General features: G+C 65.2%; 18 protein-coding genes. 13 read left to right on the top strand and 5 right to left on the bottom strand.

Annotated elements, in window-relative coordinates:
• The 13 genes from LQR33_RS21080 to LQR33_RS21020 form a co-directional block, all read left to right on the top strand.
• Nucleotides 1–280: hypothetical protein (locus LQR33_RS21080; RefSeq protein WP_231470314.1), on the top strand; the 280-nt coding region annotated here is incomplete at its 5' end.
• The gene (locus LQR33_RS21075) at nucleotides 270–1,151 is read left to right on the top strand and encodes a hypothetical protein (protein ID WP_231470313.1); all 882 of its coding nucleotides are present in this window, start codon (nucleotides 270–272) and stop codon (nucleotides 1,149–1,151) included. The genes LQR33_RS21080 and LQR33_RS21075, both read left to right, overlap by 11 nt.
• Before the next feature lie 175 nt (nucleotides 1,152–1,326).
• A complete protein-coding gene (locus LQR33_RS21070) occupies nucleotides 1,327–2,976 on the top strand; it encodes a hypothetical protein (RefSeq protein ID WP_231470312.1) in 1,650 nt (549 codons plus the stop codon).
• A gap of 195 nt (nucleotides 2,977–3,171) precedes the next feature.
• Nucleotides 3,172–3,522: a hypothetical protein gene (locus tag LQR33_RS21065; protein WP_166441285.1), complete on the top strand. Its 351-nt coding sequence runs from the start codon at nucleotides 3,172–3,174 to the stop codon at nucleotides 3,520–3,522.
• Between the two features lie 20 nt (nucleotides 3,523–3,542).
• Complete coding sequence (sseB, locus tag LQR33_RS21060; RefSeq protein ID WP_104946547.1) at nucleotides 3,543–4,139, top strand: type III secretion system translocon protein SseB; 597 nt, start codon at nucleotides 3,543–3,545, stop codon at nucleotides 4,137–4,139.
• A gap of 11 nt (nucleotides 4,140–4,150) precedes the next feature.
• On the top strand, nucleotides 4,151–4,948 hold the full coding sequence (locus LQR33_RS21055; RefSeq protein WP_221666992.1) for a hypothetical protein: 798 nt from the start codon (nucleotides 4,151–4,153) through the stop codon (nucleotides 4,946–4,948).
• A 19-nt stretch (nucleotides 4,949–4,967) separates the two neighbouring features.
• On the top strand, nucleotides 4,968–5,429 hold the full coding sequence (locus LQR33_RS21050; protein WP_231470311.1) for a SycD/LcrH family type III secretion system chaperone: 462 nt from the start codon (nucleotides 4,968–4,970) through the stop codon (nucleotides 5,427–5,429).
• Nucleotides 5,426–6,904 (top strand): type III secretion system translocon subunit SseC family protein, encoded by a 1,479-nt coding sequence (gene sctE / locus LQR33_RS21045; RefSeq protein WP_166441283.1) that lies wholly within the window; start codon nucleotides 5,426–5,428, stop codon nucleotides 6,902–6,904. The genes LQR33_RS21050 and sctE overlap by 4 nt, the downstream gene beginning before the upstream one ends.
• Nucleotides 6,905–6,924: 20 nt before the next feature.
• Nucleotides 6,925–7,506 carry a type III secretion system translocon protein SseD gene (sseD, locus tag LQR33_RS21040; RefSeq protein WP_166441282.1) on the top strand — a complete coding sequence of 194 codons (582 nt, stop codon included), beginning with the start codon at nucleotides 6,925–6,927 and terminating at the stop codon, nucleotides 7,504–7,506.
• Nucleotides 7,507–7,518: 12 nt separating this feature from the next.
• On the top strand, nucleotides 7,519–7,902 hold the full coding sequence (gene sseE / locus LQR33_RS21035) for a type III secretion system effector protein SseE (protein ID WP_166441281.1): 384 nt from the start codon (nucleotides 7,519–7,521) through the stop codon (nucleotides 7,900–7,902).
• Nucleotides 7,878–8,504 carry a GNAT family N-acetyltransferase gene (locus LQR33_RS21030; RefSeq protein WP_221666991.1) on the top strand — a complete coding sequence of 209 codons (627 nt, stop codon included), beginning with the start codon at nucleotides 7,878–7,880 and terminating at the stop codon, nucleotides 8,502–8,504. The genes sseE and LQR33_RS21030 overlap by 25 nt, the downstream gene beginning before the upstream one ends.
• Nucleotides 8,501–8,989 (top strand): SycD/LcrH family type III secretion system chaperone, encoded by a 489-nt coding sequence (locus tag LQR33_RS21025; RefSeq protein WP_231177666.1) that lies wholly within the window; start codon nucleotides 8,501–8,503, stop codon nucleotides 8,987–8,989. The genes LQR33_RS21030 and LQR33_RS21025 overlap by 4 nt, the downstream gene beginning before the upstream one ends.
• A gap of 30 nt (nucleotides 8,990–9,019) precedes the next feature.
• Nucleotides 9,020–9,988 (top strand): hypothetical protein, encoded by a 969-nt coding sequence (locus LQR33_RS21020; protein WP_231470310.1) that lies wholly within the window; start codon nucleotides 9,020–9,022, stop codon nucleotides 9,986–9,988.
• An 86-nt stretch (nucleotides 9,989–10,074) separates the two neighbouring features.
• On the opposite strand, the gene pnp is transcribed toward LQR33_RS21020, so the two are convergent.
• The 5 genes from pnp to infB form a co-directional block, all read right to left on the bottom strand.
• Nucleotides 10,075–12,219: a polyribonucleotide nucleotidyltransferase gene (gene pnp / locus LQR33_RS21015; RefSeq protein WP_166441277.1), complete on the bottom strand. Its 2,145-nt coding sequence runs from the start codon at nucleotides 12,217–12,219 to the stop codon at nucleotides 10,075–10,077.
• Nucleotides 12,220–12,413: 194 nt separating this feature from the next.
• Nucleotides 12,414–12,683 carry a 30S ribosomal protein S15 gene (rpsO, locus tag LQR33_RS21010; RefSeq protein ID WP_021475822.1) on the bottom strand — a complete coding sequence of 90 codons (270 nt, stop codon included), beginning with the start codon at nucleotides 12,681–12,683 and terminating at the stop codon, nucleotides 12,414–12,416.
• A gap of 91 nt (nucleotides 12,684–12,774) precedes the next feature.
• Entirely contained in the window at nucleotides 12,775–13,698 is a 924-nt protein-coding gene (gene truB / locus LQR33_RS21005; RefSeq protein WP_231470309.1) for a tRNA pseudouridine(55) synthase TruB, read from the bottom strand.
• Nucleotides 13,695–14,114: a 30S ribosome-binding factor RbfA gene (gene rbfA / locus LQR33_RS21000; RefSeq protein ID WP_166441275.1), complete on the bottom strand. Its 420-nt coding sequence runs from the start codon at nucleotides 14,112–14,114 to the stop codon at nucleotides 13,695–13,697. Before rbfA ends, truB begins: the two co-directional genes overlap by 4 nt.
• 167 nt (nucleotides 14,115–14,281) lie before the next feature.
• Nucleotides 14,282–16,296, bottom strand: a 2,015-nt coding sequence (gene infB, locus LQR33_RS20995) for a translation initiation factor IF-2 (RefSeq protein ID WP_231470308.1), incomplete at its 5' end; no start/stop codon positions are given.

Raw genomic sequence — 16,296 nt, 5'->3', positions numbered from 1 at the left:
GTCCAGCCGGGCGGGCGCGCGCGCCAGCACCGACCTCCCGCCTCCGCCGGCCTTTGCCGCGCATGTCGACAATCAGACGCTGGCCTTGCGCGCCAGCACCGGTCCACTGGCCGGCTTGCTGGTGCAGGCCGAATGGCGCGGCGCGCGCCTGAGCCTGCGGCTGTCCGCCCCGGCCCCGGAACTGGCCGGCAGGCTGGCGCGCGAGCGGGAAAACCTGGGCGCGGCGTTGTCCGCCGCGCTGGGCGTGGACGTCGTGGTGGAGCTTGGCGATGGCCGCTGATACCCCCCTCGACGCCTTCCACCTCAGCCGCGTCGGCGCCCGCGCCGAACATGAGGGCAGGCTCATAGAAGCCGATCTGGCTCGCGCCGACGGTCACGGCCTCTTGCTGTCCACAACGTGCGATGGCGCGGCGCTCAACCTATGGACGATCGAAGCCGACTGGCGCGCCTGGCTGGAGCCTCAGCTGGCGGTGGGCGAGCTTGCCGATATCGAAGCCGGGCTGCTGCCGGTTCTGGCCGCTTGGACGCTGGCGCCGTTGGACGGTTTCCTGCGCGCCCAGGGCCTGCCCGGCCTGGTAGAACCCGCCGTCGCGCCCGCCCCTGCGCCCTGCAGCGAAGGCTGGCGGCTGACGCTGAGGGACGGGCCGCGCCATCTGCCGCTGTACTTGCGGGACGCGCCGCCGGGCTGGCTGCGCGCGCTGCTGGCCGCGCTGCGGCCCTCGCCCGATCAAACCCGCCAGCTGGCGCTGGGCCTGGGCTGGTGCCTGCTGCCGGAACAGGACTGGGACAAGGTCGCCGTCGGCGACGCGCTGCCCATCCACGGCATGGCGGATGCGCTGGACAGCTTGTGGCTGCACCCGGAGGCCAGCCCGGGACGGGTAAGGCTGCTCGACGCCGAGCGCTCGGTCGTGGAAGCCCCATCCCCTGGCCTGGACCAAACGCCGCCCGGCACGCTGCGCCTAGCGGTGGAGGCCGCCTCCATCCGCGTAAGCGCAGACACGCTGGCAGATTGGGAAGTCGGCAAGGAAATCGCCGCTCACACCGCCGCCCACCCCATGCTGCGCCTGACCGCGCGAGGCCGGCTATGGGCGCAGGGCCAGTTGCTGCGGCTGGACGACGGCTGGGCGGCCCGCATCCTGGCGCGCGGATAACACCTTCCGCGCTCATTCTCCCCTTCCCGCCGCCTCGCCTCTTCCTGCCACACCCGCCACCCTGAAATGGCCAAATCCAAAAGATCAGCCACTTTTCGGAAAGACCTCTCAATGGTTGCGGCGGAGAATCCGCCGCAACCATCCGCCATCCCCCTGTATTTTCAAAGGAAATCACATGGTCAACAGCGTCAACTTGAAAGCCTGCACCACAGGGGCCCAGCTCAGCGAAATCCGCGCCGAAACCGCGGGCGGCCCGGACAAGGTCGTCTCCTCGGAGAAAGGCGTATCGCTGGACCAGGCCCAGGAAGCCGCGGTAAGCAACAGCCGGCTGTTCGAAGCCGGCGTCAGCATGATGATACTGGACGATCCGGGCCAGGTCGGACGCGTGTTCGACGACTACGGCGCCAAACTAGCGTCGGTGCTGACGCCCTTGTTCGCCGATGGCGACAAAGCCTGCAACAAACCCGACGCGGTGGTGTTCAACGGCAAGCCGATGGCGCTGCGCGATGTATTCCGCTCCACTCTGGTCAGCCCGCTGACCTCACCCGCCTCCGACCAGATCGGCAGAAAGACGACTCCCGGCGGCAGCGGCGAAGACTGGATCCACACCCAGCTGTCCAGCCCGCTGATGCGCGAACAAGGCGGCGAGCTGAAATACGCGGACCAAAAAGGCGGCAACGACCTGCTGACCAAGATCAAGGCCGCCAGCTCCTTCGGCACCACCGTGTGGCAGCTGCTGAACGACAAGACCCACGGAGAAAAGAACGGCGCGGCCCTGCGCGACATGCTGGCGCCGCTGGGCGGCTCGCAGTCGCGCGATTGCGTCGCTCGCTTCGATGAATTCAAGAGCCGCACCCGCACCGAGCGCTTTGACGACGCGGTCAGCCGCATGCGCAGCGAGCGGCCGTTGCAGGTGGACTACCAAGTGGATTACTCGTCCGCCGGCGATCACGGCCTGGGCTTCGGCCGGGTGGCGGTCACCGCCCATGACGCGGAAAACCAGCCGGCGCTGGATGAACTGCTGGGACACGATCCGGACAAAGGACAGCGCTACGCCAACATAAATGGCGTGCCGCGCCAGGGCGCGCCTATTGAATCGGATCCGGGCAAACTGCCCACCCGGCCGTTCACCATGTCGCGGGCGGAAGTCGAGAATCTGCCCGAGGCCTACGCCAAACTGCAATTCGGCGACAAAGGCAGCTTCCAGGAACTGCTAAAGCAGCATGAGTTTCCGCACGGCACCGGCGTCAACCGCTGGCAGCCCTACGGCACCTTCGCCACCGAGTCAAATCTGCGCGGCCTGCCCTCCGCCGGCGCGCAATCCGGCGGCACCTGCGACACCCTGCTCGCCCTGCACACGCTGAGCGACGAAGGCATCTACAACCGGCCCGACATCGTGGAGCCGGCCACGCTGGGCGTCGCCGCCTTCATGAATTTCGGCGCTTACCACACCTTCGCCGAAACCATCCCGATCGGCATGTCGGTGGCCAACGACGACGACGAGTACAACCCGTCCTCCGGCACCGCCAGCGCCTATGGCGAGGCGTTGCAAAAGCAGGGAAAGCTGCAGAACCTGCCAGGCTACGCGGCCGCGGAGCTGACCGCGCCGGTACACACCAATCTGCAGCATGACGCGCTGTACGACCGCCTGGCCAACCTGGTCGGCCAACATGCCGGCGCCGGCATCGCCGGCCATGTCGCCGACCTGTCCGAGGCGCACAAGAGCACGCTGGAAGCGCTGCGAAGCGAGCATCCGGAATTGCGGGACACCCCGCAGATCCAGACCACCCGCCTGGAACTCGGCCAGATCGACCAGCACGTCTGAAACCCTCCCCCCGCTTGGATGGCGCGCTCCGGCGCGCCATTTTCTCCGCCGTCGGCCTTTGCTCCAGCGCAGCGGGAACCGCTCCCCCAACCAATCGCCTGGAAACCGAAAGCCGCGGTCTTTTTTCGAAAGTCGGCCGCCGCGGCCAGGCCTAGCATCGATTCCAACATCACCCGTTCCAGAAAAGGAGCCCGCATGAACCAGCAGTCGACCCATCCGCTGCAGAGCCTGATGCAGGACCTGCAAAACCGCCAACAAGGGCTGGGCGAGCAGCTGCGCACCTTCCAGGCGCTGCAGGAGGAAATCGCCGCCCTGCAGCGGCGCGCCCCGCACGACGCCCAGGCCCGCCAGCGCCTGGACCGCCTGGGCCGCGCCATGCAAGGCGAGCTCGCGCCGCTGAACCAGAAGCTGTCGCAATGCGTGGAAAACCTGCAGGGCAATTTCAAATCGCTTGAGGAGTCGCTCAAGCGCGCAGGAGAGGGAGCGTCGGGCAAGCCGGCCGCTCCGCGCAAGACCGGCCCGCTGCTGGGCCGCACTTTCATCTGAACCGCAAAGAGGATAACGCCATGTCTTTCGCCACCAACTTCGCCACCAGCAACCCCATCGCCAGCTCCACCGACTACGAAAACTACGTCGACAACAAGGCCGGCCAGGGCGACTCCATCATGTCCCAGGGCATTTCGGTGCTCTACAAATTCATGACCCTGTTTTCCGACCTGGCCCAGGGCAAATACGACCAGATGAGCGCCAAGGCTGACCGCGCGCGCAATTCTCAGCAGGCCGCCAACCAGGTGGACGCCATCATCTCCAAGCTGGCCAAGGCCGACGACAAGGGCGATCTGCCGCCCGAAGTCATCCAGTACCTGAAAGACCACCACATCAGCATCACCGTGCAGAACGACGGCACGAACTCCACCAGCGACATCATGGCCTATCTGAAAAGCATCGGGCACCCGGACGGCAAGGGCCTGGACAAGGGCCAGCTGGACGTGATCAAGGGCGCGCTGGACGCCGACTCCGGCCGCTGTTCCGACTTCGTCACCCAGGCCCAGCTGCAGATCCAGAAGACCATGCAGTCGTACAACGTCTGCGTCAGCCTGATCAACAGCATGCAGTCGCTGCTGGCGGAAATGAACAAGTCCATCGCCCAGAACATCCGCTAAGGAAACGCATCATGGCTATCGCAACCAGCTTTGCCGGCGGCGTTCCGGTCGCCGCGTCGGCCGACTACGAGAACTACGTCGATAACAAGGCCGGCCAGGGCGACTCCATCATGTCCCAGGGCATCTCGGTGCTCTACAAGTTCATGACGCTGTTTTCCGACCTGGCCCAAGGCCGCTACGACCAGATGAGCGCCAAGGCCGACCGCGCCCGCGACTCGCAGCAGGCCGCCAATCAGGTGGACGCCATCATTTCCCGGCTGGCCAAGGCCGACGACAAGGCGCCGCTGCCGCCCGAGGTGATCCAGTACCTGAAGGACCACCACATCGCGGTGGAAGGCAAGTCCATCGACGACTACCTGAAAGCGAACAACCCCGCCACCGCCTTTCTGGACAAGCTGCGCGAACGGATCGCGCAGGCCGGCCCGGAGGGGATGCGGTCGGACAGCTGGCAGGATGTCGTCAGCTATATGGACCAGCAAGGCATCAAGGTCGACGGCAAAAAGTGCTCCGACTACATCTGGGGGCTGCCGGAAGTCGGCCAGCGCAGCTACCAGAACATCAGCCGGGACCACATGCAGCATATCGCCGATACGCTGGCGGCCGCGTCCGGAGGATTGGACAAGGGCCAGCTCAGCGTGATCAAGGGCGCGCTGGAGGCCGACTCCGGCCGCTGTTCCGACTTCGTCACCCAGGCCCAGCTGCAGATCCAGAAGACCATGCAGTCGTACAACGTCTGCGTCAGCCTGATCAACAGCATGCAGTCGCTGCTGGCCGAGATGAACAAATCCATCTCGCAGAACATCCGCTAACGCCATGGAGAACACGCCGATGCAAGACGATCTGGACACGGTGCGCGACTTCTTCGCCCAGGGCGGCACGCTGCAGGCGCTGGTGAACCTGGACCCCGCCGACCTGGACCGCGTCTACGCCTACGCCTGCCAGCTGTTCGACGCCGGCGACTACGCCGGGGCCAAGCGCTTCTACCTGATGCTGGCCCGGCTCAGCCACTGGCAGTTCGATTACTGGCTGTCGCTTGGCCTGTGCTGCCAGCGGCTGGGCGAGCACACCGAAGCGATCTTCTGCTTCGGCCAGGCCGGCCTGCTGCGCCTGGACGACCCGCGCTCCGCCTACCTGGCCGGCCTCAGCCACCAGTTGATCGGCAATCGGCCGCAGGCGGCCAAGGCGTTCGCGGCGGCGCTCAAGTGGTGCGCGGCCAAGCCCGAATACGCGGAACTCAAAGCTGAAATACAGCAACAAGCCGCCTCATGCCCCAAGGAGGAACACGCATGAATTCCATCACCGAAACCTTTTCCGCCGTCCCGCTCGGCGACCTGCGCCGCCCGGAGGAAACCGACGACGCCGCGCCGAGCCAGCGCGTAGGCGCCGGCGCGCTGGACCCGCTGTCGGCTCCCAACGCTCGCGGCCGGGAGACGAACGCCGCACGCGACTTCCATTCCCCGCCCCCGCCGCGCGAGACCGCGACGCTGCGCATGGCCGAAGGCGCGCTCAACCGCATCCTGGCGGTGTTCGGTCCGCGCGAGAATGGCAAGCCCATCACCCTGGCGCAGCTTGAGCGCACGCCGATGGAAGCGATGAGCCTGGCCGCTTCGCTGTTGGGCGTCAAAGCCCTGGGCGACAGCGCCGACCTGAAATCCCTGGCGCTGGAGATCCGCACCCAGGGCGCGGAAAACCTGCGCCTGCGCCAGAACGAAGACCTGCGCAAGCAGGTGGACAAGGCGATAGAAGACTCGCAGAAGGCGCAGAAGGCCGGCATTTTCTCGGCCATCGTCGACTGGATCGTCGCGATCGCCGAAGTTGTCAGCGGCGTCCTCAAAATCGCCGTGGGCTGCCTGACCGGCGCGGCCAACAGCGTGGCCGGCGGGGCGATGGACCTGGCGGCCGGCTGCGCCGGCCTGGTCAAGGCCATGTGCTCCACTCTGGCGCTGATCGATCCCAAGAACGCCGAGCGCTACAAGGAAGTGGGCGATGTCGCCGGCAAGGTGCAGCTGGCGTTCGAAATCGCCGGCATGGTCGTGGACTTCATCAGCGTGGGACGCGGCGTGATGGCGGCCAAGACGGTAGCCAATACCACCAAGACCGTGGTGGAGAAAGGCGCCGGCGAGCTGCTGGAAAACACCATCAAGCAAGCCTCCGGCGCCGCCGGCAAGGAAGTGGCCCAGGAGGTGATCAAGAACGTGGCGCAGCAGGTCGCCACGGAAGTCGCCGAGAAGACCGCCTCGGAAGTGGCGAAGAAGCTCAGCGAAACCGCCGCTCGCTTCTTCGGCCAGGGCCAGTTGCTGCAGGCGTTCAGCAAGCAGGCGATCGAGACCATGGTCTCCAAGGCCGTGGAAACCGTCGCCACTAAGGCGCTCAAGTCCGGCGCCGAAGCCACGGCGCAGGAACTGACTCGCCAGATCGTCAAGCAAGTGCAGCGCGAAATCGTGCAGGCGGCCGTCAGCGCTTGCCTGAAGAGCGCGCCCAATGTCGTCAAGGCGGTCGTCACCGGCGGCGTGCAGGGCGCCAACGGCATCGCGCAGGGCGCCATCGCCAAGGAGCGCGCCGAATTGCAGAAGATCGTCCAGCAGCTGATCGCCGAGGGCAACTTCATGCAGTTCATGCTCGACGAGTTCGACAAGCTGAAAAAACGCGCACGCGAAGACATCGGCCAGTTGATGGACGGCGCCGGCAAGGCGCTGGCCAGCGGCTCCGAAAGCCAGCTCAAAACCGGCGCGGTGCTCAGCAGCATCGCCGCCAACATCGCCTGATTCAGACAAGGAGAAGCATCATGACATCCCCCATCACCTCCAACGGCGTAAGCGGCGGCGCTCCCGTGCTCGGCGTGGCCGGCGACCAGGGCGGCGACGCCATCGGCCAGCTCAATGACCTGATGGTCCAGCTCGGCCAGCTGTTCGGCAAGCTGCGCGACCTGCTGCGCCAGTACAACCAGACCCAGCAAAACAATGCCTTCCAGATGCAGAAGACCTCGTTCAACACCCGCATGGACGCCATCGAGAAGGACTTCTCGGCGAAAAACGCCCAAGCCTGGGCGCAGATCGCCGGCGGCGTCACCCAATTCCTGGGTGGCGTGGCGGGCGCCAAGGGCAGCGAGGCCTTCTCCCAGATCGGCCGCGGCGCGGACAGCATCATCCAGGGCAACGTCGGCGTGCACTTCGGCAACGTCCAGTCACGCGAAGCCCAGGAACAGCAGGCGGTGGCCGACTACCAGCACGGCCTGTCCGAGCAGCTGCTCAAGCGTTCCGACGAGACGCTGGAGAAGGCGCTCAAGGTCTCGTCCGACCTGCGCGAGATCCTGAGCACCCTCAACCAGGCCCACGAGCGCATCGCCAGCAGCGTGCGGTTCTCGTAAGGAAGACGGAGCATGGACGAGGTCACCCGCTTTCTCCAGGCCGAAGGCCTGAACCCGGCGCCGCAGCGTTTTCTGGACAGCGATTTTCTGCTGGGGCAGCGCATAGAAACCGGCAACTACGCGCTCACCTACCGGCAGGAAGGCGAACGCCTGATCCTGTGCGATTTCGCCGCAGTCGCGGCGGACGGCCAGGCGGTGCTCGCGCTGATGGCGCTGCTGCGCCGCATGACGCGGGCAGTGCCGGCGCTGCGCTACGTCGACGCCATGATCCTGTCCGCTCCGCGCGACCCCAAGCTGAACCAGACCCGCCATCGGCTGGCCGAGCTGATGCTGGCCGAAGGCGCCCAGCCGGTGCGGCTGGACGACGAGCTATGGCTGCGCTACCGCTGCCATTGAACGGCGCCGGCCTGCGGCTGGACCGGCTCGGCGCCGCAGACTACCCGCGTTACCGCGCGCTCTATGGCGATCCCCGCGTAGCCGGCCCCTGCGGGCTGGACAACGGCGGCGAGGACGCGCTGCGAACCTGGTTCGACGCCGCGCGTTCGCTTCCGCCCAGCCAAGGGCGCGCCTACGCGCTGCGCCACGCCGGCCAGGAGCGACTAGCCGGCGTGTTGCGCCTGACGGACTGGGAGCGCCAGGCAGGCCACCTGACGCTGAGCTATACGCTATGCCCGACGCTCTGGGGACGAGGCCTCATGGCCGGGTGCCTATCCCCGCTGCTGCCCTGGCTGTTCACCGGCGGGCTGGGCGAACCCATCCACCGCATCCAGGCCTGGGTGCTATCCGGCAATCAGCGCTCGCGCCGGCTGCTGGCCAGCCTGGGTTTTCAGCACGAAGGCACGCTGCGCGGCATGTTGCGGCTAGCGGACGGCCGCCATGACATCTGCGCCTACGGCTTGCTCGCCGTCGATTTGCCAAATTCCCAGCCGCTTTGCCAAAGCGGCCAACCTGGCCCGGCGCCATGCTGGGGCCTCCACTCCAAGGAAATGCCCGCATGAATCACCCCGCCACTGATGCTCCCCAGCACGACGCGCTGGCCCGCCATTGCCGCGACATCATAGAAGGCCGCAGCAGCCTCGCCGCGCTGGGCGGCCTGGACGCCGCAGCGCTGGAGGCCATCTACGCGCGCGGCTACGACGCCTGGAACGCCGGCGATCTTGACGCCGCCACCTCGGACTTCGGCTTTTTGGTGCTGCAACAGCCGCGCGACCGCCGCTTTCACTTCGCCTTCGCCTGCGCGCTGCAACAGCAGGGCGAGCTGCATCATGCCCTGGCATTCTTCAGTTACGCCGCCGCGATGCAGGCTGACGATCCCTTCGCCGTGTTTCATATCGGCGAATGCCTGCTGCGGCTGGACGAGATAGAGGGCGCGCGCGACGCGCTGGATGCCGCCATCGCCCTGTGTTACGGCCAGGCGGACAAGCCAGGCCATCACGCGCTGCGCCTGCGCGCCGAAGACCTGCTGGCCAAGCTGAACCACTGACCCGACAAAGAATCAAGGAAAGGAAAACGCATGGAAGCTTCAGTACGCATCTCCGGCTCATCGATTCAAGGCGTCCAGCCCAACGAGCAAGCCAGCCGCGCCAACAGCGTGGGCGTCCAGTGCGACGAGATCGGCATCTCGCCTCCGCGCGTCCCCGGCGAGATCCAGGATGCGCCGGACCTGGAGCAGCTGGATAAAAGCGCCAAGGAAGCCGCCGACAAGGCCAAGTCCTGTGGCGTGGACCTGGCCAAGCGCAACTTCATCGTCAAGGCGCTGGGCTTCGTCGGCGCGGCGGTGGGTCTGGGCGCGGCCATCGCCGTCACCGTGCTCACCGGCGGCGCCGGCGCTCCGCTGCTGGCTTTCGCCGGCGTCGGCTTCGCCATGGCGCTGGCCGACGCCTGCTGCGCGCTGCATGACTGGCGCAGCAAGGCCGGCGGCGGCAGCGGCCTGCCGATGGAGGGCGACAGCATAGGCAACGCCGTCTACGCCATCGCCAAGCGCTGCAAGGCATCTGACGACACGGCGATGAAAGTCGGCACCTATACCTCGCTGGGCATACGCTCCGCCCATCTGCTCGGCGGCCTGCTCACCGCCTATCTCGACCCGGCCACCACTGCCGGCACCGCCAAGCAGGTCGTCGCCGTGCTGGGCACCCTGGTCACCCCCACCCTGGGCGAAATCGGCAAGCATGTCGCCGCCGGCTCGGCGCTGCGCGCGGCGGAAAAGGGCAAGCAGGAGAAAGCCGAGGCGCAGGCTCAGGGCCAGATAACCGCCGCCACGCCGCTGCTGCAACAAAACCAGGCGTTGTCCGCCCGAAAGACCGAGGCGGAGCAAGCGCTGGCCGAGCACAAGACCCAGGCCGACCAGGCGCTGAACGCCATGCTGCGCGAGCAAGGCGCGGACAACCAGCAAATCGGCATCCTGCAGTTCTACGTCAAGCAGCTGGAAGACAAGCTGGCCGAGCAAAGCGCCGCCCTGGCGCGGCACGCGGTGGCCTGACCCTTCATCAGCCGAGCCGCAAAACAAAACCCCCGCCGAGGCGGGGGTTTGTCATTCCTGATCCGCTCGCGAAGAGCGGAAAAGGATTACTGGGTCTTCAGACCGAAGGAGTCAGCGGTCGCCTGGGCGGTTTTCGCTTCTTCTTCCAGCAGGGCCTTGATGGACAGGCGGATGCGGCCGCGATCGTCCATTTCGATAGCCTTGACCTTCACCACTTGGCCTTCCTTCAGGTAGTCGGACACATTCTTGATGCGCTCGTTGGCGATCTGCGAAATGTGCACCAGACCATCCTTGCCCGGCAGGATGGAAACGATGGCGCCGACGTTGTTGTCGAGGATCTTGACCACGGTGCCTTCGTACACCTTGCCCACTTCGACTTCGACGGTGATCTCTTCGATGCGCTTCTTGGCCGCTTCCGCGCCCTCGTTGCTGACCGAAGCGATGGTGATGGTGCCGTCTTCCTCGATGTTGATCTCGCAGCCGGTGTCCTTGGTGATGGAGCGGATGGTTTCGCCGCCCTTGCCGATCACTTCGCGGATCTTCTCCGGATTGATCTTCATCACGTACAGGCGCGGAGCGTGGGCGGACAGCTCTTGCGGGCCGTCCACGGCTTCCTTCATCAGGTCCAGGATGTGCAGACGGCCTTCCTTGGCCTGCTCCAGCGCAACCTGCATGATTTCCTTGGTGATGCCCTGGATCTTGATGTCCATCTGCAGCGCGGTGATGCCGCCAGCGGTGCCGGCCACCTTGAAGTCCATGTCGCCCAGGTGATCCTCATCGCCCAGGATGTCGGTCAACACCGCGAAGCGGTTGCCTTCCAGGATCAGGCCCATGGCGATGCCGGCCACGTGCGCCTTCAGCGGCACGCCGGCGGACAGCAGCGACAGGCAGCCGCCGCACACGGAAGCCATCGACGAGGAGCCGTTGGATTCGGTGATCTCGGACACGACGCGCATCGAGTAGCCGAACTCGTCTTCCGGCGGCAGCACCGCTACCAGCGCGCGCTTGGCCAGGCGGCCGTGGCCGATTTCGCGGCGCTTCGGCGGGCCCATGCGGCCGGCTTCGCCGGTGGAGTACGGCGGGAAGTTGTAATGCAGCATGAAGCGCTCGGTGTACTCGCCGGCCAGCGCGTCGATGATCTGCTCATCCTGCTTGGTGCCCAGCGTGGTCACCACCATGGCTTGGGTTTCGCCGCGGGTGAACAGCGCGGAGCCGTGGGTGCGCGGCAGCACGTTGCTGCGGATGCTGATCGGACGCACGGTGCGGGTGTCGCGGCCGTCGATGCGGGCCTCGCCGGCCAGGATTTGGCCGCGGACGATTTCAGCTTCCAGACCCTTGAAGATGCCCTTGATCTCGTTGGCCTTCAGGGTGTCGGTTTCTTCGTTGATCAGCTCTGCCTTGACCGCGGCCCAAGCTTCGTTGATGGCCACGGTGCGGGCTTGCTTCTGGCGCAGGCGGAAGGCTTCGGCCAGCTTCTCGCCGGCGATGCCGCGGATCTGGGCGATCAGCTCTTCGTTGGCGACCGGAGCGGCCCAGTCGAACATCACCGGGTTCACTTCGTCGGCCAGCTCGTTGATGGCCTTGATCGCGGCTTGCATCTGCTCGTGGCCGAACACCACAGCGCCCAGCATCACGGCTTCCGGCAGTTCCTTGGCTTCCGACTCAACCATCAGCACGGCGCGTTGGGTGCCGGCGACGACCAGATCCATCTGCGAGGTTTGCAGTTCGGTCTTGGTCGGGTTCAGGATGTATTCGCCGTTGGCGTAGCCGACGCGGGCGGCGCCGATCGGGCCGGCGAACGGCAGGCCGGAGATGGCCAGAGCGGCGGAGGCGCCGATCATCGCCGGGATGTCGGAATCCACTTCCGGATTCAGCGACAGCACGGTGGCGACGATTTGCACGTCATGGTAGAAGCCTTCCGGGAACAGCGGACGGATCGGACGGTCGATCAGGCGGCTGGTCAGCACTTCCTTCTCGGACTGCTTGCCTTCGCGCTTGAAGAAGCCGCCCGGGATCTTGCCGGCGGCGTAGGTGCGCTCCAGGTAGTCGACGGTCAGCGGGAAGAAATCCTGGCCCGGCTTGACGTTCTTGCCGCCTACGACGCTGACCATGACGACGGTGTCGTCAACGGAGACAACTACGGAACCGGACGCCTGACGGGCGATTTCACCGGTTTCCAGAGTGACGGTCTGACGGCCGAGCTGGAAGGTTTTGGTGATTTTGTTGAACACGAGGGTTTCCCTATCTTTGGTTCACTGATGAAAATGCGCGAGCAGATAAAACAACGGGAACCCCTAAAAATTCTGACCTGAAGAATGATCGGAATTTGTAGAGGCTCCCCCCGTTGTCACGACAGTTGAACTCGCACAGCTGTCGGTGTGAAAAAGTCGCAGCGAGCTGCGACTTTTTCAGAACCGTATACCGATTACTTGCGCAGGCCCAGACGAGCGATCAGCGCGCGGTAGCCTTCAGCGTCGGTACGCTTCAGGTAGTCCAGCAGACGGCGACGACGGCTAACCAGCTTCAGCAGACCACGACGGCTGTGGTGGTCTTTGGTGTTGGCCTTGAAGTGCGGGGTCAGGTCGTTGATGCGTGCGGTCAGCAGGGCAACTTGAACTTCGGACGAACCAGTGTCGCCTTCAGCGCGTTGGAAGCCTTTGACGATTTCTGCTTTTTGAGCGGCGGTCATTGCCATTTGGATTACTCCGTTTAATAGGGGTTTGAAAACCCGACAAGTGCGGCGAGCCGGAAAGCCCAACCCATTCCACACTTCGGTAAGCGGCGAATCAGGACGTCGCCGCCTGGTTCGCCAAGAGCCGGATCGGATGCAGGCGGCCATCGCCGCGAGCTTCGCCCAGCCCTACGAATTTCCGGGAAGACTGTTGGTAAACCCGGAAACGCTGCATTTTCTCACACTTTTGTTCAAAACGCACGGGCTGGCCCTGAAGAAACTTGCCGATCTCGCCATCCCCAAATTCCAACTGTGGGAAATGCGCCACCAACACGTCGGCGGGCATCAACAAGGCTTCGCGCCCCGGCATATCCAGCAGCTCCAGATCAGCCAAGGCATGCGACTGTTCCAGGCCGAAACCGCCAGTGGCGGTGCGGCGCAGCGCGGTCAAATGCGCGCCGCAACCCAGCGCCTCGCCGATGTCGCAGCCCAAAGTACGGATATACGTGCCCTTGGTGCACAGCACGTCGATCTCGGCCGACACGCCGTCGAATGACAGCAGTTCCAGCTTGCGTATGGTGACTTGGCGCGCCTCGCGCGGCACCTCGATGCCGGCGCGCGCGTATTCGTACAGCGGCTTGCCCTGGTGCTTCAGCGCCGAATACATCGGCGGCACCTGGCTGATCTCACCGCGGAAACGCTCCAGCGCGGTCTCCAGTTCCTCGCGGCTGAAATTCACCGGCCGCTCGGACACCACCTCGCCCTCCACGTCACCGGTGGTTGTCACCGCGCCGAACTTCACCGTGGCGCGGTAGCCCTTGTCCGCGTCCAGCAGATACGAGGAAAACTTGGTGGCTTCGCCCAGGCACACCGGCAGCAGGCCGGTAGCCAGCGGATCGAGCACGCCGGTGTGGCCGGCCTTGGCGGCGTTCAGCAGCCAGCGCGCCTTTTGCAGCGCGTTATTGCTGGAGATATCGTAAGGCTTGTCGATCAGCAGCACGCCATCGATCTGGCGGCGGTTGCTGCGCGGCTTGCTCATTCGGCCTTGCCCTCGCCCTCGCCGGCGTCGCCTTCAACCTGCTCGCCGAATTTCTCCGCGTCTTCGCGCGCCACTTGGTTGATCAGGCTGGTCAGATGCATGCCGCGCTCCACCGAGTCGTCATAGACGAAATGCAGTTGCGGCATGCTGAACATCTTGATGGCGCGGCCCAGCTCGTTGCGCAGATAGCCGGCGGAGCTGTCCAGCGCTTCCTGGGTAGCCTCGCGGGTACTCTCGACCATCACGGTGTAATACACCTTGGCGTGCGAGTAGTCGCGGGTGACTTCAACCGCGGTGATGGTGATCCAGCCGGCGCGCGGATCCTTCAGGCCCTTGCGGGTCAGCTCGGCCAGCTCGCGCTGGATCTGCTCGGCGATGCGGTCCGAGCGGGAAAAACCTTTTTTGGCTTTGGCCATGTCAGTTCCAATTCTGTTCTGGCGCGGCCCAAACGGCCGCCAAGCCACGGGGGCCGCCGAAACGCACGCGGCACGGCATGCGCTTCGACGGGCGTCGTGGCGGATATGAAAAAGGGCGAGCGCCCGCCGGCCATCCGGCCGACGCGGCACCCGCCCTGGCGTCCCGATTACAGGGAACGCGCGATTTCCACGATTTCGAACGCTTCCAGCTGGTCGCCTTCTTGGATGTCGTTGAAGTTCTTCAGCATCAGGCCGCATTCGTAGCCCTGCTTCACTTCCTTCACGTCGTCCTTGAAGCGCTTCAGCGATTCCAGTTCGCCGGTGTGGATCACCACGTTGTTGCGGATCAGACGGATCGAAGCGCTGCGCTTGATCATGCCGTCGGTCACCATACAACCCGCGATGTTGCCCACCTTGGAAACCGTGATCACCTGACGGATCTCGACAGTGCCCAGAATCTGTTCCTTCTTCTCCGGCGCCAGCATGCCCGACAGCGCGGCCTTCACCTCGTCCACAGCATCGTAAATGATGTTGTAGTAACGGATGTCGACGCCCTCGTTCTCAGCCAGCTTGCGCGCGGCTGCGTCGGCGCGGGTGTTGAAGCCGATGACGATGGCCTTGGACGCGATCGCCAGGTTGACGTCCGACTCGCTGATGCCGCCCACGCCGGAGTGCAGGATGGATACGCGCACTTCTTCGGTGGACAGTTTCTGCAGGCTGCCGGCCAGAGCTTCGTACGAACCCTGCACATCCGCCTTGATGATGACGGACAGGCTCTGCACTTCGCCCTCGGACATCTGGGCAAACATGTTCTCCAGCTTGGCTGCCTGTTGCTTGGCCAGACGCACGTCGCGGAACTTGCCGGCGCGGAACAGCGCGATTTCGCGCGCCTTCTTCTCGTCGGCCAGCACCATCGCGTCTTCGCCGGCTTGCGGCACGTCGGACAGACCCAGGATTTCCACCGGGATGGCCGGACCGGCCGAATCGATGGCCTTGCCGTTTTCGTCCATCATGGCGCGAACGCGGCCGAAGGCGGTGCCAGCCAGCACCACATCGCCCTTCTTCAACGTGCCGGATTGAACCAGCAGCGTGGCGACCGGACCGCGGCCCTTGTCGAGGCGGGCCTCGACGATGATGCCCTTGGCCAGGCTCTCCACCGGAGCCTTCAGCTCCAGCAGTTCCGCCTGCAGCAGAATGGCTTCCAGCAGTCCGTCGATATTGATGCCCATCTTGGCGGACACTTCGACGAACTGGGTGTCACCGCCCCAGTCTTCCGGCACCACTTCATGCGATACCAGTTCTTGGCGGATGCGCTCGACGTTGGCGCCCTGCTTGTCGATCTTGTTGACCGCCACCACCATCGGCACCTTGGCGGCCTTGGCGTGGTGGATCGCTTCGATCGTTTGCGGCATCACGCCGTCGTCGGCAGCCACCACCAGCACGACGATGTCGGTGGCCTTGGCGCCACGGGCACGCATCGCGGTAAACGCTTCGTGACCCGGGGTATCCAGGAAGGTCACCATGCCGCGCGGGGTTTCCACGTGGTAGGCGCCGATGTGCTGGGTAATGCCGCCGGCTTCGCCCGCGGCGACCTTGGCGCGGCGGATGTAGTCCAGCAGCGAGGTCTTGCCGTGGTCCACATGGCCCATTACGGTCACCACCGGGGAACGCGGCTGCTCCACCACCGCGACGGTCTCGCCGCCGCCGGTCACTTCCAGGTAGGCTTCCGGATCGTCCGCCTGGGCGGCCTTGCCGATGTGGCCCATTTCCTCGACCACGATCAACGCGGTTTCCTGGTCCAGCACCTGGTTGATGGTGACCATCATGCCCATCTTCATCAGGGTCTTGATCACTTCAACGGCTTTTACCGCCATCCGGTGAGCCAGTTCGGCCACGGTGATGGTTTCCGGCACCAGCACTTCATGCACGATGGGTTCGGTCGGGGTCTGGAAAGCATGCTGGTTGTTGCCCTGCTTGTGCCTGCCCTTGCCGCGCGACTTCCAGTCGCTGCCGGCGTCGCCGCCCTTGGTCTTCAGACCGCGGCCGCCCTTCTTGTTGTCATCCCAATTACGATCGCCGCCCTTCTTGCCGCCACCCTTCTTGGCGTCCGGACGGCCGGCAACGGTCGCCGGAATAGCCGGAGCGCCAGGCACGCCAGGCGCTGCCGGACGCGGGCCGCGGT

The sequence above is a fragment of the Chromobacterium piscinae genome, assembly GCF_021129175.1.
In the GTDB taxonomy this organism is placed as follows: Bacteria; Pseudomonadota; Gammaproteobacteria; order Burkholderiales; family Chromobacteriaceae; genus Chromobacterium; species Chromobacterium piscinae.
The sequence above is the reverse complement of the archived record's forward strand: the minus strand, read 5'-3'. Positions and strand labels throughout refer to the sequence as shown.